This is a genomic window from Prochlorococcus sp. MIT 1342 (assembly GCF_047304495.1).
GTDB classification, from domain to species: Bacteria; Cyanobacteriota; Cyanobacteriia; order PCC-6307; family Cyanobiaceae; genus Prochlorococcus; species Prochlorococcus marinus_D.
In genome coordinates this window covers 600,836-618,658 of record NZ_CP138957.1, presented here as the reverse complement: position 1 = coordinate 618,658, position 17,823 = coordinate 600,836, and the positions used below count along the sequence as shown (strand labels likewise).

The following is a 17,823-nucleotide window of genomic DNA, read 5'->3' as shown; positions in this document are numbered from 1 at the left end:
AGTTTCAACAGACAGCTAATAAGCCTAAAACGAGATCAGCAAAAACAAGACTCCATGTTCATGCCAATCTGTTATTTGGCAAAATTCTATGCTGACATTGCATATATAGAGCGTTAGCTTAATTTGAGAAGATGATGGCTCTGAGCATATATTGCAGTTAAATGCTGCTCTATTATTCTGAACTTAGACATACTATCGTCAAGAACCACCAAATCAACTTCTGCCGGAAAAAGTCCGCCAATTAACACAGACAGGCAGCAGAGAGTAGAAGCTGAATTTCATCTTGAATTCTACGATTACTGTGATCAGCTTGCCATTCGTAACTAGGCTGTATTGACTTGACTCGTCAAAAACTTGTCACTCTCATTCCCTTGCCATGACTCAACTAAGTCTAATTGAGTTAGAAAAGCAGGCCTCTGATGCCGGCCTGCTCTTGAGGCTGCAGGTGAGAAGACCACTCAATCTCTGGTCCTTAAAATTAGTCGTCGCACAAGCTCTCGATCAGGAACGTATACAACTTTGGGGTGAGATGAAGGCTTGGGCCTATTCAGGCGAGAAGGGATTACAGCTCGACACAATGCGTGTTCATCCTGAAGCACCCGCCGGAGTAGGGGATCTCATCTGGGTGGGCACCATGACCTGGGCACTTGAAGCAACTCCTTGTAAACAGGCTCGACTACTGGCAATTTGTGATGAAGGGCGCCAGCACCATCGTTTAATTCGTTATTTCCGGCAACGTGGATTTCTTACTATCCGAGAGCTAGGAGCAGCCCCAATGGATTTCCCACTCAGGATGATCTGGGGGGGAGCCGGAGCGTTAATGGTTGGAAGCTGCAGTGAGGTGCTGGAGCGTAATCAGCGTCGTTGGCAAACCTGCCAGGGATTGGATCACAGAGGTCATTCTTCACCAGCGTGATAACTACTTCGCACTAGAGGCCCACTACGCACCTGAGCAAATCCAAGCTTGCGAGCAACTTCAGCCAAGTTCTTGAAATCCTCAGGATGCCAATAACGATGCACCGGAATATGTGCCAATGAAGGGCGCAGATACTGACCCAATGTGACCCGTTGACAGTCAACAGAACGGAGATCCTCAAGAGTCTGAACAACCTCTTCTTGCTCTTCTCCTAGTCCCAACATCAAGCCTGATTTGGTAGGGATGTTGGGGGCAAGTTCCCGCGCTGCAGCCAGCAGATTGAGAGAATGGTGATAGGTAGCTCCCCGTCGAACCTTGCTCTGAAGCCTTGCAACGGTTTCGAGGTTGTGGTTGAAACAAACTGGTGCAGCCATGAGCAACTGCGTGAGTCGTTCTCTCTGGGCCTCTAATGCCTTGGCCAGATCAGCGACTCCGCCCCAAAAATCCGGCGTCAGCACTTCTATCTCAATAAGAGGATTGCGCTGGCGAATGGCCGCCATGGTCTCAGTAAAAACACTGACACCATGGTCGGGCAAATCATCCCTTGCTACTGAAGTAAGAACCACATAACGAAGACCCATCTGCTGCACCGCATCTGCAACTCGCTCTGCTTCGAGTGGATCGATTGCCTGAGGAGATTGGCCTTTCATGACCTGGCAAAAAGCACAACTACGCGTACAGATCGATCCGCCTAGGAGAAAAGTTGCTGTGCCGGCTGCGTAACACTCGCCGCGATTGGGACAACGCCCTTCCTCACAAATGGTGTGAAGCTGATTCCCCTTCACCAGCTGCTGCATCTGCTCCAATTGGGAGACGCTGCCGATGGGGCGCCGCAACCATTCCGGAAGGCGCTCCCCAGGCAAAATGGTGCTGTATTGGGTTGGACGATGGGTGGAAGACATTGCTTTATTGCATCGCTCGACGCCCTTCAAGCGCACGAGTCAGGGTGACTTCGTCGGCATACTCCAATTCACTACCAACAGGAAGGCCGTAGGCGATTCGACTCACTTGAGTAAACGGCTTTAATAACCGTGCCAGGTAAAGGCTAGTGGTGTCACCTTCCACACTGGGAGTGAGAGCGAGAATGACCTCGCTAATGCCATCACGATCAACGCGTTGAATCAAGCTGGGGATCTGCAGCATGTCCGGCCCGATACCATCCATTGGTGAGATCAGTCCGCCGAGGACGTGGTAACGGCCCTTATATTCCCTGGTTCTTTCAAGAGCTAACAGATCTCGCGAATCAGCCACCACACAAAGCAATTGATCGCATCGCTTGCCATCACGGCAAATGTCGCAAAGAGGCTCCGCGCTGAGATGAAAACAGGTCTGACATTGACCCACTTGAGAACGGGCCGCGAGGAGTGCATCAGCAAAAGCGCGGATTTGATCTTCTGGTTGTCTCAACAGATGCAGGGCAAGTCTCTGGGCCGTTCGTGGCCCAATCCCAGGCAGACGCTCGAACTGGTCGATCAAGCGAGCCAGGGGTCGAGTAAAGCCGCTCAGGGGTCCGCCGCAGATACTGAGAATCTTGGCAGTTCACCAGGTGGCAATTGTTGATCAAGCCAAGACCGTACGCCGGCAGAATGGTCAGCAAGTCCGGTTCTGTTCCAATGCTTGAACTTGTGCGAACCATTTCACGTGTGGGTTTCGCTTGTGCGCTTGTGATGTTGCTCGCTGCCTGCAGTGGTTCATATGCAGGCATGAACTCCTTCCAGAGCCCAGATGGTCGTTATGCATTCCTTTATCCCAATGGATGGAGCCGTGTGAGCATGAATGGAGGGCCTCAGGTGGTATTTCACGACTTAATCAACAGCGACGAAACACTAAGTTTGGCTGTTTCGAAAGTTGACGAAAAGGGAGATCTGCAAGCCCTAGGGAGTCCAATCGCAATTGGGGAACGTTTAAGCCGTGAAGTGATTGCACCTCAAGGCAGTGGGCGAGAGGCTGAGTTAGTAGACGCCAATCAGCGTGAAGCAGGAGGACACATCTTTTACGATTTGGAGTATATCGTTCATCTTGAAGATCGAGAACGCCATGAGCTAGCAACAGTGGTCGTTGATCGGGGGCGTTTATATACATTAGCAGCAAGCACTAACGAGTTTAGATGGAATAAAGTCAAGGGGCTGTTCGAAGAGGTAATCACATCATTTACATTCTTAATCTGATCATTAAAGGCCGCAAAAGAAAACACATAACAGCAATAGTTTATTGTTCAAGGCCAATAAATTGGATACAAAAGCCAACTTCTAGTCTTTATTGCTATTTCTTGCCTATCATGGAGTTGAAGTTGAACAAACACTTCATATCAAATTTCCCATTAAGAGCTCAAGGAGAAAGGAATGATTCAGTTTTGATCTGCCACCGATCGATTTAAAATAGAAATCGGTAAAGTGAGCCATTGGCTTCCGCAGCATCTGGCCATTCAGTATCTAGGTAACTGATGCCATTACTAAAGAATGGCGTAGCTGCTAGCCGCGTTGTTTCAAGTTCAGTAGTACCCATTGCTGTCATTAAGCCTCCAAGCTCCAAAGGCCCCATATCTGTCTTGATGTTACGGCCTGCAGCACTTATCAATGCTGGCAGTCGAATAAGATTCTCAGCTCGAGTGAGCTTACTAAAGAGGCTCTTGAGGACTAGTTGTTGACGACCTAGGCGACCTAAGTCGCCTTCACCATCATGGCGCCAACGCAAAAACCCCTCGAGATCTTTACCTTTCAAGACCTGAGGGCCAGCTTGAAGATCAATATAAAGACCCTGGGATTGATCTTGGTAATAAAGACGCTTGGGCACATCAACCTCAATGCCTCCCAATAAGTCTGCAATAGTTCTGATTCCTTCAAGATTAACAAGGATATGATGACTAATGGGACGATGCATCAGCCGAGTTAACTCACTTTTTACCGCCTCGATACCACCATATGCATACAAAGCATTAACTTTCATTGGCCCAAAACTACGCGAATTGATATAACTATCACGTGGAATCTGGGTGATTCTTGTTTCGCCCCCCGTAACTCGAATTGTGAAGATCACATCAGTGTTACCAAGCCCTGCATCCATGCCGAGCACCACCACATCACGATTACCAAAGCCCTGCCAGGCATTGAAGGGATTGCTAATCGGGAAAAGAGGAGTGGTTGTGCCTGCAGTCTTTTGCGTGAGTGATCGACTGAGTGGAATTGAAAGGAACAGGCCTGCGATCAGCCCCACGCCAATGGCAGTGGTCATTGAACGCCAACCAGAACTGCCTTGATGCTTGGGAGTCATATCACCATCTTAGAGCCCTTTAGATTTTTCTCTAATAAAAGTAGCCTGCGGCTTTAAACAACAATCTAGCCAATGCTCAATTGTGTTGAACAGCTAGAGTTAATCATAAGCTCAATTTGAATTGCCAGCTGTTGCTTGCTTCAAGATCTTTAGTCAGTACAAAGAAGATGCTGCTTTTATTTCTCAGCAGCAGAAGCGAAGACTTACAAAAAATCAAAGCTCTTTTTGGCAACCTGTATCGACAAGACAACCAAATGAGCCATATTGTAGTTAATTAACAACGAAATAATCGTGCCATGTAGACATTGTGCTAATCAGAAGACATCTCACAAATATGATAAACCAAAGACTCGACAAGGGTTGATTCAGGCCAACAGCAATTCATCAGCACGCAACCCAGCCTGAACTCGCCAGAGATCCCTATAGATACCTGATTGCTTCAAAAGTGAATCGTGAGTACCTTGCTCAACAATATTACCTTGATCCAAAACAATAATCTGATCTGCATGCCTCACAGTACTGAGACGATGAGCAATCACAACAGTGGTTCGGTTTTTGGTGATATGCATCAAAGAACGTTGAATCGCTGCTTCTGTCTCATTATCAACGGCAGCGGTGGCCTCATCCAAGATCAGAATCGGTGCCTGCTTGAGAATTGCCCTAGCCAAGGCAATTCGTTGACGCTGTCCACCAGAAAGACGTTGCCCACGTTCACCCACCAACGTATTGAAACCATGCGGGAGGGCTTTAATAAACTCTGAGGCTTCAGCCAAATCTGCCGCATCATCAATTATTTTCTGAGTTGTCTCAGGACTGCCATAAGCAATGTTTTCAGAAACTGTTCCATGAAATAAATAAACTTCTTGACTGACCAGTGCGATTGAACGACGTAGATCCCTTAACTTGAGCATGTCAATCGGCTGTCCATCCAGAAGAATCCGTCCAGAGCTGAGTGGATAAAGCCTCAGCAAGAGTTTCACCAGGGTGCTTTTTCCTGACCCTGTAGCTCCTACAATTCCGATCGTGCAGCCAGCGGGAATATCAAGATTGAAGTGAGTTAGAAGAGGAGCACGGCCTTGGTAATGGAAGCCCACATCCTCAAAGCACAAAGCGCCCCGCACTCGTGCTGTTATCAACGGCTGTGATCCTTCAACGATGGTAATCGGAGTATCGATCAAATCCAGCACACGATTGGTGGAGGCCATTGAACGCTGATATTCGTCAAGTGTGCGGCCAAGGGTTGTAAGAGGCCACAGCAAGCGTTGTGTAATAAAAACGAGCACGCTGTAAAGCCCAACAGCCATTTGCCCCTTCCATGCCTGAAGGCCTCCGATCACCAAGATGGCCAAAAAGGCAAACAAAATGGCAAAGCGAATCAGAGGAATGAAGGCTGCTGAAAGTTTGATTGCCTGCTTATTGCTGCAGCGATAGGCCTCACTGCGATAGCGAATTTGCTCTAGTTCCCAGGCTTCTGTAGCGAAACTCTTGATTGTGAACATCCCGCCGAGGTTGTTGCTGAGATGAGCAGCCAGCTCACCAGCTTTATCTCTGACCTCGCGGTAACGCGGAGCCAACCGCCGCTGAAATTGAATTGATCCCCATAAGATCACTGGGATAGGCAAAAAGGCGAACAAGGCAACACCTGGAGCGACGAAGACCATCGCCCCACCTACCAACAGCACAGTTGTAATCAACTGCAAGATCTGATTGGCCCCGTAGTCGAGAAATCGTTCTAATTGGTTGATGTCGTCATTAAGAACAGCCATCAGCCGCCCACTGCTATCTGCCTCGAAAAACGCCATCTCCAAATTCTGGAGGTGGTTATAGGCCTTCAGGCGAAGATTGTGTTGAGTTGTCTGGGCAAGATTGCGCCACAACACGCCATAAAGATATTCAAAGAAGGATTCAGCACTCCAGATCAGAAAGGAGAGCAACGCAAGAAATCCCAATTGGCTAGGGACAGTGCTAAAGCCAAGATTGGCCAACCAGGAAGTCTGTTCGTGTACGACGACGTCAATGGCCAAACCGATGAGTACCGGCGGGGCAAGATCAAACAGTTTGTTGAGAATGGAGCAAGTGGTTGCCGCAAGAATCAGGCGCCGATGAGGCTTAAGGCTGCTGAGCAGCCTTCTCAGGGGACTTGCAGTGCGCCGAACGCGAGAATCCATAAAACTTGGGCACTACCTTCATTCAAGCGCTACAAGGTTTCGGATCAAAGCATTGAGCTGAAACCTTGCTGAGCAATCCCGTCTGAACTGTTCATTTGGCCTGAAAGGGGGTAGAACTTAAAGACTTGAAGGAGGTTCGATGACCCGTTCGAGAGCGTTCAATCGATTCCATCGCTTCACCGCAAAGAAACGCAGGCTCAGCCTTCGAGCAGCGGTTCCAAATCTGCAAGACGACATTCGTTCTGGCAATGAAGCGGTTAACCACCGCGAAGAGCTCCACCAACGGGCTTGGCAAAAGGATCTAATGCTCGAATTAATCGATCCAGAAGAAACTTATTAAGAGGAATAAGGCCACCCACAGGGTGGCCTTATTGAAAGGGCTAAGGCTACTGATTTACCAGCGGTTGCCGCCACCGCCACCGCCGTAGCCACCGCCACCGCCACCGCCACCGCCGTAGCCACCACGGCCACCGCCACCTGTGCGTTCACGTGGTGTTGCTTTATTCACGCGAATCATTCGCCCCATCCATTCAACGTCCTGAAGATCGTCAATCGCTTTTTGTTCGTCGGCATCGTTTGTCATCTCAACGAAGGCAAAACCACGCTTGCGCCCCGTCTCTCGATCGAGAGGGAGGCTGCATGTCTTGACTTCGCCGTATTGGCTGAACAGGTCGAGCAAGTCCTCCTGTTCCGCCTGGAAAGAGAGGTTGCCTATGTAAATGGTCATTCCTAAAAGGACCGATGGGATTTGATCAGTGAAGCCTTGGTCCGAAAAGGAAAGTCCTTGAATGCTGGAGCTGGAAAGCCGAAGCCTAGGGAGCGAGCCGTTTGGGGCCGGTGAGCTGATGCTGATGCTCACCTAAGTTACAGGGGAGCGAGTCAGAAGCTCTCAAAAAGCCATAAGACATACAAACAAGCTGTTGTCTGGCGACAAAAACAGGCGATTGTCAAGAGTGGCCAATCACGAGCTCTAGAGTGGATTGTCCTTCTTCTCAATCTTGGTTGCAGCTGCGATGGTGTGCTGAACCAAGGGAATCATCAGAATCGGCCTAACATTCTTATGAGCAGAACAGAACTATTGAAGAAGTAGCGTTCGAATTGATCAGAATGACTGAGGTCCTTGATCTAAATCGCTTTCAGGCCAATGTTCAGATCAATACATTAAAAGCAGGTTTAAATGTCGTAGTGGGCACCTGCCTTGGCTTGGCATTTGGACTGAGCTGAACTGATGAATTCCCCGGCATTCACCTGATCTAAGAAACATTGACAGGTGAACTGGCCCATCCCTGCAGGGGGCGTCTTACCTGCATTGGCCATAGCTGCGTTAAAACCCAGCAAACACATTGTGGTAATAGCGTTCTCCTCCTCGCTGCTTTGAGCTAAACCATCAGCCGTAGACATAGCAAAAAGGACACTGCTCAGACTGATGGATAGGCAGATTCGCTGCAAAAGAGCCATCGACGCTGAATTAAGAAGCACGCTGGATATGCAACTCTCGATTCATCACCTTGAGACGTTTTAGATCTTTAAAAACATCCTCAGGCATTCCTTTGGGAAGATCTACAAGACTGTGCGACTCAAAAATCTGAATGCGACCAATCATCCGTCCTTCAAGTCCGGATTCATTGGCGATGGCACCAACCAGATTGCCAGGCTTGACACGATCGCGATGACCGACTTCCACACGAAAGCGCTCCATGTGATCTTCCGGCGGTCTCGATGAACGCTCAGGCCTTCGGCCAGAGCCTCCACGACTTTCGTGACGATCGTTGCGACGGTTTCGCTGAGTTGATTGCTGCAACCAACCCTCATCAGCCTGCACCAAGATTGGGCCTGGGCCAACAGCAAGCTCTAATGCTGCTAGAGCCAATTGCTCTGGACTGAGGCTGAGCTCCTGCACAACACGCTGGATTAGCTCCTGGAGAAGAGCTGTCTCCTCGGAGTTATCTCTCTCCGTCTTAGCGGCAGTGGTGAGACGTTGACGAAGGCGATCAAGACGACTCTGGTTAATCGCTGCATTGTTGGGGATATCCATCGGTTCGATGGGTTGACCTACAGCACGTTCAAAGCCGCCCACAAAGCGACGTTCCCTAGGATTCACGAACAAAATGGCCTCTCCACTGCGGCCAGCCCGGCCGGTACGCCCGATGCGATGCACATAGGCTTCGCTATCAAAAGGGATGTCGTAATTGATCACCAGGCTGATGCGATCGACATCTAGACCTCGAGCGGCAACATCAGTAGCAACCAAGATATTCACGCTACCTTTGCGCAAACGTTCAACCGTTCGTTCCCGTTGGTTTTGAGGGACATCCCCGTTCAGTACGGCAACATCGTGTCCAGCGGCTTCTAGTGCCTCAGCAACGGTGAGAGTGATCACCTTGGTGCGGGCAAAAATAATCACTCCCTCACCAGTGAAAGCCTCAAGAACCCTTCTAAGGGCTTCAAGCTTGTGGCTGTTCTGGAGAGTGATACATCGCTGACGGATGAGACGAGCCTCCTGATCACGGCTCTTGATCGTGATCTCTGCTGGTTCGTGTAGATAACGCTTCGAAAGTCGACGGATCTCTGATGGCATCGTTGCCGAAAAGAGCACCATCTGACGTTCTTTAGGCAACTGCTCCAGGATCCATTCGACATCATCGATGAAGCCCATACGCAGCATTTCATCGGCTTCGTCAAGCACCAAACACCTCAAACCAGAGGTGTCGAGAGTGCCCTGCCGCATGTGATCCATCAAGCGGCCCGGGGTGCCTACCACGACATCCACGCCACGCTTGAGCGTATTGATCTGAGAGCGGAAATCGGCTCCGCCATAAACCGCCAAAACTTTGAGATGCGGATGGCCAACGGCATAAGCACGGAACGAATCCGCGACCTGCATCGCCAACTCCCGGGTCGGGGCCAGCACCAACACTTGGGGACGACTGCCATGATCATGAAGCCGCTCGATCAGGGGCAACGCAAAAGCGGCTGTTTTGCCTGTTCCAGTCTGAGCCTGACCAACTAGATCACGACCCAGCATCAATTCTGGAATAGCAGCTTTCTGAATTGGAGAGGGTTGCTTATAACCCTTTTCTGCAAGGGTCTTGAGCAACGGCTCGCTAAAGCCAAAACAATCGAATTCGGAAACTAACTCTGTCGCTTCAGTCTCTTCACAGGCCTCAGCGGCTACTGCGACCGAGCCATCCCCTGAATTGTTTTGATTGGTGGCCTCAGCCTCAGTCTTTAAACCATCATCTGCGCTCGTTGAAGAGATCTCAGACGCACTCTTTTCAGGGGAACACGAGACATCCTCGTGCGATTTTGTATGGGTCATCGAGAGAAGGCGTTGTCTGCCTGATTGATCCTTTAAATCAGGCAGACAACGCCCCATACGCGGATACCCGCGTTGTGCTGCCTCGCCTTTTCTTCAAAGGTTGATTGCCTAACTTATCACCCGTCCGTAGTCATCCTCGAGGCGTTCAATATCTGATTCCTGCAATAGCTGACCATGCTGAACCTCAATGACCACCAAATCGCTTTGGCCTCCACGAGCTCGGTGAAGCTCTCCCAGAGGGATATACAAGGTGGTGCCAGCTTGAGCATCGTGCCAAGTGTTTTTACAGAAAAGCTGCCCCTGGCCTGAGACCACAGTCCAATTTTCACTGCGATGTTGATGACGCTGAAGGCTGAGCTGTTGACCGGCAAAGACCAAAAAACGCTTGACCTTATAGCCCTCTCCTTCGAGCAGATCTTCATACCAACCCCAAGGACGCTCAACTCTCTGGGGGGCCTTGCTCATGCCTCTGCTAGCAGTTGCATTCAGCATGGCGGCGTCAGCCTCAGCCGTCACTACGAGCAGATGGCATTGCAGTAACGAGATCCACTCGCTTTCGCGCGCGCGTGATAGCAGTGTAGAGAAGTTTCCTCTCGAAGCTAGAAGCGCTCTCACAACCATCAGCGCTGGTAGCCGACACAGCTGTGATTTCCGGCCAGAGAAGAATGACATGATCAGCCTCACTCCCCTGAGACTTATGAACCGTAAGAGCCAAAGCTGGCTCCACCATGCTCAATCGGGCCGGGTGGATGAAGCGTGTGGTCAGTCCTCCCTGCTCAGAGATCACGCGAAACAGGATGCGCAGATTGTCTCCTTGACCAACCACCAAGCCAACGTCACCGTTTGCTAGCCCCAGTTCCGCTTGGTTCTCGCAACACATCACCGGCGTTCCCAACGGCCAGCGCATCACTCCAGCCTCAAGGCTTTGACCCAACAATGCGCGATGCACATGATCGACTCCCCAAAAACCACGACGTTTCGGACAAAGCACCATCAACCGCTCGAGAGAATCCAGCAAAGACTCAGCTGCAACGGCAAGATCAGTGTTGATCATGGTTGAGGTATAAGCATCGTCTGGCAGCTCGAGCATCAGTTCGGCAGTGAGTCGTTGCAGTGTTCTGCTGTGCTCCTGCAAATGCTGAACTAAAAAGCTTGGCAAGCTGCTGAGGTTGCATTGATGCTGCTCAACATTCGCTGATTTCGGCAGAAGAGAAAGTTGTTGCCAAAAAGCAGACAGGCCCTGATCACACAGAACTCTGCTCAACGTTGCTAGTGAACCGCGGTTGCGATAGAGCTGATGCAGGTGAATGGCACCATGATTGAACTGTTGGCGGATATCAGCCTGTTGGAGTTGATGCCAAACCGCTCCACTACCAACTGGAGGCAACTGATCGGGATCACCAATCATTACAAGCTGACTATCAACAGGAAGGGCGTTTAACAACGCCTGCATCAGGGTGAGATCTACCATCGACATCTCATCAATAACGAGGAGATCAAGCATTAGGGGGTGTTGTTGATGCCTAGCAAACCCACCAGGCCTGGCCTGAAGCCAGCGGTGAAGGGTGCTACAAGGCAGGCTGGTCAATGCCTGCCGCTGGGGGAGAGGGATTATCTCAAGCCCCTTGCGAACAGCCTCCTCTAGGCGTCTTGCTGCTTTGCCTGTGGGAGCAGCAAGACCAATCTTCAGGCCTGGTCTCAACGTGACTGCCCGCGCCAACATTTGCACGATGGTGCTGGTTTTGCCCGTACCCGGACCGCCACTCAACAACACCACGCCATGGTGATCAATGGCTTCTACGGCAGCCTGCTGTTCAGGGTTAAGCCCATCCAACAAAGCAGGATGATGGGATGGTGTGGTGCAGATTGAAGTCGGTTGAACAACATTTGACCTGTTGATCAACTCCTTGATCACAGAGTCCATGTCACCATGCCAACGACGCCAACTCAATTGATTGCCGTTTAAAACCATCGGAGAAGCCGCGCCTTCCAGCCAGCCACTAGCCAGCAGGGCCTGACAATGAGCCTCAGGCCATCCCATCGCTTTGAGTTCTTGAGGGGGAGACATCGCAGTGAGATTCAGCTGCAGCTCACCGCGGGCTAATGCATCCATCAAGGCGTTGACCAAGTCCTCGAGATGAATTGATGAAGCCTTGGGCGGGAGACGCCTCAACAACGTTTGATGCAGTGCTCTGGGAAAACCTGATGGCCAAGTGGATGAATCGCTGGGAGTCATTGTCCTCCGTTCTTGAGCAAGCGATCCAAAAGCAAAACCCGCTCCAATGGTGCGGGCTCCACAATCAAGCCAGGCACTGGTTTAGTAAGGGAGCGACCATTCATAGCCTTAGCGCCTGGGAGACCTCTAAGAAAAACGTAGACGTATCCGCCTAAATGGCGCTGTGGTTCGTAACTTGGCAACCGCCAACGCAGAAAACGATGGAGTGCGACCAAATAAAGATGGGCTTGAAGAGGGTAATGATGAAGGAGCATCTGCTGCTCCATTGCGGAGTCGTCGTAATGGAGCGGACCACAAGCGACAGCCTGCCCCTCTGGATCACGCCGACCGATCCAGTTGCTTTTCCAATCAGCAACCCACCAACGAGCTTCTAAAGATTCTTCTGAATCGGTGAACACAAGATCAATCGAACCGGTAAGAAAACCACGACTGCAAACATTGAGACCTTGAATCATTTCGGCATAGGGCAAGCCAAAGCGAGCCAATGGATTCAGATGAAAAACACTGGCTAGATCAAACGAACGCAACACCTTGCCTTGATGAGCAATTGGCAAATCGAAGCTGAGTTCATGAATGCGACGTTGACCATGCAGTTGATTCAGTCGCAAGCCTCCAAGAGAACCACCAATTGGAGTACTCAACACCCTGTCAAGACCATCCTGAACTGAGGCGAGCAGAGTGATATCAAGGCCTGCGCGTCGGAGCTCTTCTTCAATCACGATGACGGCATTCGGATCTTGCAATGGCTTACAAAAATCCAGTCGTTCAAGAATCCGGTGTAAGCAATCCCCTGCTGCTGCACCACGAGGGAATTGCCCCAGAGGGCTCTGGTCAGACCATTTCAACGTTGGAGTTGAGCGAGAGGCATCAGCAATCAAACTCTGATCTTGAAGTTTGAGCATGGGTTCAAGCTTCTGCTGATCGCTATCTCGACCTTCTTCCAACTCCAAAGGATCAGCAGGAGCACTGCCGTCATAAGTGTGTGTAGCAGACACCCAAGCGGAATAACTACTGCGACCCCAAGACAGATCAAGGCGCCGTTGCGGTGTTGGGCCAAGAGCTAACTCACCTTGAAGCGGCGGCGGTTGCCAGCGCTGTTGCATCGATTTCAGCTGAGCCGGAACAACAGTGATCGGCAACTGCTGGCGATCAAGCCAAGCACTCATTCGTTCTGGAGTGAGATCCTGCATCGCTGCATCGATGGCATCCACACCAAACAGCCAAGCGCTGAGGGGATTGCCTTCCTGTTTGGCGCCCCGAGCCCAAATCAACATCAACAGAGAGCAGGCTCTTGTGATCGCCACATAGGCAAGACGTTCGGCTTCCTGCAGGGATGCTTGATGAGCCTGCTGTGAAAGCTGCCATCCTTTCCCCCAGCCGGTGCTGAGTGCTACACACCAACGCGACTCTGAACCGGATCTCCACAGGGGGCCGTGGGGGAGGGAGGGGGCTTGCCAGAGGTAGGGACAAATCACAACGGGATATTCCATCCCTTTGCTGCGATGCACTGTGACCACAGCAACCGCACTCTCGGCTACATCACTATGAGGTTGTCGAACCTCTGGAACCGGATCAACAGGTTGTAGTCGTTGGCGACGCAACCAATCGGCTGCAGTAGACGCATCCAAGCCTTGGCGATGAATCACCTCCTGTACAAGCTGCGCACATTGATATAAGTCGCCTAAAAGGCGTCCGCGTTCTGAGAGATCAGCCATTGTGCGGCCTTCAAGTAACTCCGCTAGGCAGCCCATAAGACCAAGGCGGGGAAGATTAATGGCCCAATTCCTGAAGCGAAGGGCTAATTGATCGAGCTCACCATTGCATTCAGCATGAGCGAGCTGCTCTGTATTCCATTGCATCAGAGCTGAACAGGCCACAAGCTTCAAACTGCTGCTGTGGGAGGGTCTGGCCAAACAATCCAGAAAACGTTGTAAGACCTGTGCCGCTTCACTGGTGAGAACATCCCCCTGGCTAACAAGCCGAGTGGGCACTGCAGCGACAGCAAGGCCCTGGCGAATGCTGGCTGCCTGTCGATGACGACCAACAAGTATGCAGATATCAGAAGGGCTGAAGTTGTATGAATCACTCTGAAGCAGCTCCAAAACAGCATGGGCAACAGACGTTGGGATCTGTTCTTCCAGCTTGGTTTTAGAGGTCAGTGGAGCAGGTTGCGCACCTGTTGGATGAGTAGCTTCATCAAGATTGAGCAGTTGAAGTGGGTGCACACCAAGGGGCAAAGGCCTTGGTGTTTCTCCACTACAAGCAGTTAAAGATGGAACACTTAGGTTTGAACGCCTCAAACCTGGAGCCATCAAGTGGTTCAAGCCATCAAGCAATGGAGGCGTTGTACGGAAGTTATCAAGTAAGGCGTCGATGCGATCAACCTTTGAACGTGCATGCAAGTAGGTGTTGAGATCACCACCACGAAATCGATAAATCGCCTGCTTAGGGTCACCCACCATCAACAGAAGATGGTCAGGGCTATTTGCAAAGGCCCCTTCAAGCAGTCGCCATTGCACAGGATCCGTGTCTTGAAACTCATCAATCAACGCGACGCGATAACGCTGTCTTAACGCCTCAAGCCATGGTGCTTGTTGATCAGGGTGAATTTGAGCGATGGACTCGGATTGAGGATTGGGATCCAGTGCAGAGAGAAGCTCTGCGTAGCTCATCACACCACGCTGCCTGCGGCGCTCAGCTAACGCAAAGAGCCCCCAATGCAAGGCATGATTCCACACCTGCTCAGCAGGGCCATCACAAAGATCAGCAATTGATCTCTGCAATGCAGGCATCAGAGGAGTGGGGTTGTCTTCGCCGCAACGCCGAGCAACAGTAAAAACAACAGCTGGATGAAAGTAATCAGTGAGCAAGGATTGATCACGGATCGCTGCGTAGCCAGGAGTAAAAGGCTGATGTGAATGTTGTGGTTTTTGGGAGAAAGCTTCAAGCCAATGATTGAGGATGGCGAAACGATCTTTTTTGGGTTTAGGGCTAAAGGGTTTTGTATCTTTAGCGCCCAGAGATCGCCAATCAGCTGCCCGACTCGATAAAGCGATATCCAATTCAGAGCCGTGTCGTTGCCAGTGATCAACAAACTGTTGCCAGCACTGCTGAAGGTATACATCAAACTGACTTAATAGCGGTTGTGAAGACTGCAGATTGCTGGGATGAGTTTCGAGAGCCAAGCTGGGATCGCTATCGAGTTTGAGCAAACCCTTTGCCAAGTTCTCAACGCTCAAGCCAGCATGAAGAAGTCCGCGTACATGCTGAGCATCAAGAGCTAAGACCTGTTGCTGCCAATAATCATGAACAACTTCTAGAACAAGTTGTTGCCCTGAGTCATCCAGGCGTGGGTCCATGACGGAACCACTCTCAAGAGCCTGACGCCGCAAGGTGCGCCTGCAGAAGCCATGGATGGTGGTGATATCAGCAAGATCAAGACTCTCAAGTGCTAGCAAGATGGAGGAGATCCATTGATGCCGTTGCGAGCCATCGTGGCCTTTGCGCTGAAGCCATTGCTCGAGAACAAGATCAGGCGGCTTATTCGTGGAGCCATGATCGAGGGCTTCAAGACCTTCAAGAGCATCCGCAAGGCGTTGGCCAATGCGAGAGCGCAGCTCTGCAGCAGCAGATTCAGTAAAGGTGACCACCAACAGTTCACTGATTTGGTGGCCGCCTTCTGTGAGCAGGCGCAAAACAAGGTGAGCAAGAGCAAAAGTCTTGCCTGTTCCTGCACTGGCCTCTAATAAGCGAAGGCCAGAGCCGAGGGGATAGTCATTTAACTGATGATATTCGTCTACATCCATTTGTAGATCTTACATTGAAGAATGTATCGGTCAAGACAAATAGTGCTTAGTGTTATCGGCTTAAAGTAACGAAAAGGATCTGATAGTATAAATTCAAAAGTCCTAGGTGGATTAGGTTCAGATCTCACGAATAAAGCAAGAGCTGTTCTTAAGTATCATTCTCTAAAGAATCAAATCATCAATCGTGAGCGTATCTACTCCCAGCAGTTGAATCTCGAAAATATTAGAATTATTAAATCCAGCTATTCCAAGCTGAAGCAAGCCATCATCAAAACGTACTTCTCGGTTTTTACCAGTAAAATCAGAAGAGCCGATGTATTCGAAGTCTTTACCTATTGAAGAGAGATCAATTTTGTCATCATCAGATGAGCTGAAGTCAGTAATTACATCTCTAGATTCATGCCCATTTCTTGATTCGGTGTATTTTTTATAGATAAATCTATCCGAGCCTTTGCCACCTGTCAAAATATCAGCACCATTACCACCGTAGACCTTGTCATCTCCATCGTGGGCATTGATATAATCAGCCTTGTGAGTTCCTTTTAACTTGTTGCCTCTTCTTGAACCGAAGATGTCAGATCCATTCTCCTCTGTAGTCAAAGAGATATCATTGCCATCACCACCCTTATACGTGATACGAATATTGTGATATTCACCATCCTTAGATTGATATGCGTGAACAAGTGATCCCTCTGGCAAGTTATCAAACGTTCCTTTTAGGTCACCTCCTACACTTATAATATCGATATTGTTATTAACATCTAGGTCTAAATTTTCAAGATTATCTAACTCCAAGAGCCCATCAAGGGTTAAATCACCAGTAACGTCCAACATGCTTCTGTTGTTGAATTTGGTGAATTGCTTAGTGTCTAACTCAACTAAAAACGTACCTGAGCTATGTTCATAATCTCCCTTAATTTGCGGAGAATATTCACTATTTTTTATTGCATGCACCCCCTGATTATAAACATTACCGACCATTTTCCCACCATTACGGGGAGTCAAAGTAGCGCCTGGCTGATTATGAAATACGCCATCAACTGTGTTGATGCCACCCCAGTAGTCTATAGCGCCTTCATTATTTACGGTACCATAATTATAAAGCCATGCATCGGGACCTACATATATGGATCCAGTTTTTCCATTACGAAGTAGTGAGCCAATACTATTATTGAAAGAATTCCCATCATTCATGAGTTCTAAGTGGCCTTTATTATAAAATTCTTGTTCTATGTAATCAGCAATTGGTTCCAAGTTCTTAAAGGAAGTATAGTTTATACGCATTACTGCGCCTTGTTCATTATAAAAAAATCCAGAATTACTAATAGTTCGCTTTGTGCGAAGTTCGCCAAAATTAGAAAAGGTTCCTTCGTTTATGATGCGATCATTAAGACCAGACACGTCACCCAAAGTGACATCAACCATTGAACCTGGAGAGTTTGTAAAGAGACCTTCTTCTTCGATCTCCAATGGTCCATGCAGATTAAACCACCCTTTATTCGAGAAGGTACCTGACGTGATTCTTAAGCTCCCATTTTTTGTATTACCAAAGGTACCTGAATTTATAAGTTCCGCGCCTTTCGCTACTGTTACAACAGCCGGTTTGTCTGATGAGGAGTTATTAGAAAAAGTACTACTGTTAGTAATTATCGTTGAACTACCAGTGACTAAAAGTTCTCCTTGATTGCCGTAGGGTTCTGTAAGCTGATTTTCGGGGAGCGAATTTGAAACCGTTATCTCATTGCCCTCGGGATTAGGATTGGGCTGCAATGACATAGGGATAAAGAAGCTTTCAGAAGGATAACAGGCAACATCTTGATATGTCAGGTATTGTAATTTAAGGAAAGGCATGTGTTTTGCAATAGATCCGATGCTAGGCACTGATTAATAAATAGAACATATAACAGGTTATTTTAATAAGTCAAAAGAGGTGTTCCGTAAAAAAGAGTGGCCAGTGAAGACAAGCAAAAAGATCGCTAATATTACATGATAAAGGTAAATAAACTAAAAAGGTTATAACAAAAGTCACTTATTAAAGGCAGGGCAGCTTGAGAGTAGCTAACTATATATGGAGGGTAAGAGATGGTAGGCAAAACTAAGCTTGCTTG

General features: G+C 49.3%; 14 protein-coding genes. 3 read left to right on the top strand and 11 right to left on the bottom strand.

The genetic code is table 11. The features are described 5' to 3' along the window. Positions 1 to 376 precede the first annotated feature (376 nt). Positions 377 to 916, top strand: a complete 540-nt coding sequence (locus SIB79_RS03160; protein ID WP_063402880.1) for a hypothetical protein — start codon at positions 377 to 379, stop codon at positions 914 to 916. On the opposite strand, the gene lipA is transcribed toward SIB79_RS03160, so the two are convergent. Together lipA and recR are read right to left on the bottom strand one after the other, a co-directional pair. Continuing rightward, positions 898 to 1,818 carry a lipoyl synthase gene (lipA, locus tag SIB79_RS03155; RefSeq protein ID WP_063402881.1) on the bottom strand — a complete coding sequence of 307 codons (921 nt, stop codon included), beginning with the start codon at positions 1,816 to 1,818 and terminating at the stop codon, positions 898 to 900. The genes SIB79_RS03160 and lipA overlap by 19 nt on opposite strands. Positions 1,819 to 1,822: 4 nt before the next feature. Continuing rightward, positions 1,823 to 2,392 (bottom strand): recombination mediator RecR, encoded by a 570-nt coding sequence (gene recR, locus SIB79_RS03150; protein ID WP_011130449.1) that lies wholly within the window; start codon positions 2,390 to 2,392, stop codon positions 1,823 to 1,825. Positions 2,393 to 2,529: 137 nt separating this feature from the next. On the opposite strand from recR, the gene psbP reads away from it, so the two are divergent. Next, positions 2,530 to 3,084 carry a photosystem II reaction center PsbP gene (psbP, locus tag SIB79_RS03145; RefSeq protein WP_063402891.1) on the top strand — a complete coding sequence of 185 codons (555 nt, stop codon included), beginning with the start codon at positions 2,530 to 2,532 and terminating at the stop codon, positions 3,082 to 3,084. Between the two features lie 205 nt (positions 3,085 to 3,289). On the opposite strand, the gene SIB79_RS03140 is transcribed toward psbP, so the two are convergent. Both SIB79_RS03140 and SIB79_RS03135 read right to left on the bottom strand, forming a co-directional pair. Further along, positions 3,290 to 4,186 (bottom strand): LCP family protein, encoded by an 897-nt coding sequence (locus SIB79_RS03140; RefSeq protein ID WP_063402882.1) that lies wholly within the window; start codon positions 4,184 to 4,186, stop codon positions 3,290 to 3,292. Positions 4,187 to 4,551: 365 nt separating this feature from the next. Next, positions 4,552 to 6,354 (bottom strand): ABC transporter ATP-binding protein, encoded by a 1,803-nt coding sequence (locus SIB79_RS03135; RefSeq protein ID WP_063402883.1) that lies wholly within the window; start codon positions 6,352 to 6,354, stop codon positions 4,552 to 4,554. Between the two features lie 139 nt (positions 6,355 to 6,493). On the opposite strand from SIB79_RS03135, the gene SIB79_RS03130 reads away from it, so the two are divergent. Next, positions 6,494 to 6,694: a hypothetical protein gene (locus tag SIB79_RS03130; protein ID WP_063402884.1), complete on the top strand. Its 201-nt coding sequence runs from the start codon at positions 6,494 to 6,496 to the stop codon at positions 6,692 to 6,694. A gap of 54 nt (positions 6,695 to 6,748) precedes the next feature. Here the strand turns inward: SIB79_RS03130 and SIB79_RS03125 are convergent, their stop codons facing one another. The 7 genes from SIB79_RS03125 to SIB79_RS03095 all read right to left on the bottom strand — a co-directional run bounded on the left by SIB79_RS03125 (position 6,749) and on the right by SIB79_RS03095 (position 17,566). Further along, on the bottom strand, positions 6,749 to 7,081 hold the full coding sequence (locus tag SIB79_RS03125) for an RNA recognition motif domain-containing protein (protein WP_063402892.1): 333 nt from the start codon (positions 7,079 to 7,081) through the stop codon (positions 6,749 to 6,751). A gap of 446 nt (positions 7,082 to 7,527) precedes the next feature. Next, a complete protein-coding gene (locus SIB79_RS03120) occupies positions 7,528 to 7,812 on the bottom strand; it encodes a hypothetical protein (RefSeq protein WP_063402885.1) in 285 nt (94 codons plus the stop codon). A gap of 10 nt (positions 7,813 to 7,822) precedes the next feature. Beyond that, positions 7,823 to 9,730, bottom strand: a complete 1,908-nt coding sequence (locus tag SIB79_RS03115) for a DEAD/DEAH box helicase (protein WP_081215612.1) — start codon at positions 9,728 to 9,730, stop codon at positions 7,823 to 7,825. A 51-nt stretch (positions 9,731 to 9,781) separates the two neighbouring features. Beyond that, positions 9,782 to 10,165, bottom strand: coding sequence for a phosphomannose isomerase type II C-terminal cupin domain (locus SIB79_RS03110; protein WP_063402894.1), 384 nt, complete (start codon positions 10,163 to 10,165; stop codon positions 9,782 to 9,784). A gap of 13 nt (positions 10,166 to 10,178) precedes the next feature. After that, positions 10,179 to 11,909 (bottom strand): ATP-dependent DNA helicase, encoded by a 1,731-nt coding sequence (locus SIB79_RS03105; protein WP_063402886.1) that lies wholly within the window; start codon positions 11,907 to 11,909, stop codon positions 10,179 to 10,181. After that, a complete protein-coding gene (locus SIB79_RS03100; protein ID WP_063402887.1) occupies positions 11,906 to 15,715 on the bottom strand; it encodes a UvrD-helicase domain-containing protein in 3,810 nt (1,269 codons plus the stop codon). The genes SIB79_RS03105 and SIB79_RS03100 overlap by 4 nt, the downstream gene beginning before the upstream one ends. 162 nt (positions 15,716 to 15,877) lie before the next feature. Beyond that, positions 15,878 to 17,566, bottom strand: a complete 1,689-nt coding sequence (locus SIB79_RS03095; RefSeq protein WP_063402888.1) for a hypothetical protein — start codon at positions 17,564 to 17,566, stop codon at positions 15,878 to 15,880. Positions 17,567 to 17,823 lie beyond the last annotated feature (257 nt).

What these genes read in the sequence shown, in the direction of transcription:
- psbP (WP_063402891.1), top strand. Translation starts at nt 2,530, where the DNA reads ATGCTTGAACTTGTGCGAACCATTTCACGTGTGGGTTTCGCTTGTGCG.
- SIB79_RS03160 (WP_063402880.1), top strand. Translation starts at nt 377, where the DNA reads ATGACTCAACTAAGTCTAATTGAGTTAGAAAAGCAGGCCTCTGATGCC.
- SIB79_RS03110 (WP_063402894.1), bottom strand. Translation starts at nt 10,165, where the DNA reads ATGCTGAATGCAACTGCTAGCAGAGGCATGAGCAAGGCCCCCCAGAGA.
- SIB79_RS03105 (WP_063402886.1), bottom strand. Translation starts at nt 11,909, where the DNA reads ATGACTCCCAGCGATTCATCCACTTGGCCATCAGGTTTTCCCAGAGCA.
- SIB79_RS03125 (WP_063402892.1), bottom strand. Translation starts at nt 7,081, where the DNA reads ATGACCATTTACATAGGCAACCTCTCTTTCCAGGCGGAACAGGAGGAC.
- SIB79_RS03140 (WP_063402882.1), bottom strand. Translation starts at nt 4,186, where the DNA reads ATGACTCCCAAGCATCAAGGCAGTTCTGGTTGGCGTTCAATGACCACT.
- SIB79_RS03135 (WP_063402883.1), bottom strand. Translation starts at nt 6,354, where the DNA reads ATGGATTCTCGCGTTCGGCGCACTGCAAGTCCCCTGAGAAGGCTGCTC.
- SIB79_RS03130 (WP_063402884.1), top strand. Translation starts at nt 6,494, where the DNA reads ATGACCCGTTCGAGAGCGTTCAATCGATTCCATCGCTTCACCGCAAAG.
- lipA (WP_063402881.1), bottom strand. Translation starts at nt 1,818, where the DNA reads ATGTCTTCCACCCATCGTCCAACCCAATACAGCACCATTTTGCCTGGG.
- SIB79_RS03095 (WP_063402888.1), bottom strand. Translation starts at nt 17,566, where the DNA reads ATGCCTTTCCTTAAATTACAATACCTGACATATCAAGATGTTGCCTGT.
- SIB79_RS03120 (WP_063402885.1), bottom strand. Translation starts at nt 7,812, where the DNA reads ATGGCTCTTTTGCAGCGAATCTGCCTATCCATCAGTCTGAGCAGTGTC.
- SIB79_RS03100 (WP_063402887.1), bottom strand. Translation starts at nt 15,715, where the DNA reads ATGGATGTAGACGAATATCATCAGTTAAATGACTATCCCCTCGGCTCT.
- SIB79_RS03115 (WP_081215612.1), bottom strand. Translation starts at nt 9,730, where the DNA reads ATGGGGCGTTGTCTGCCTGATTTAAAGGATCAATCAGGCAGACAACGC.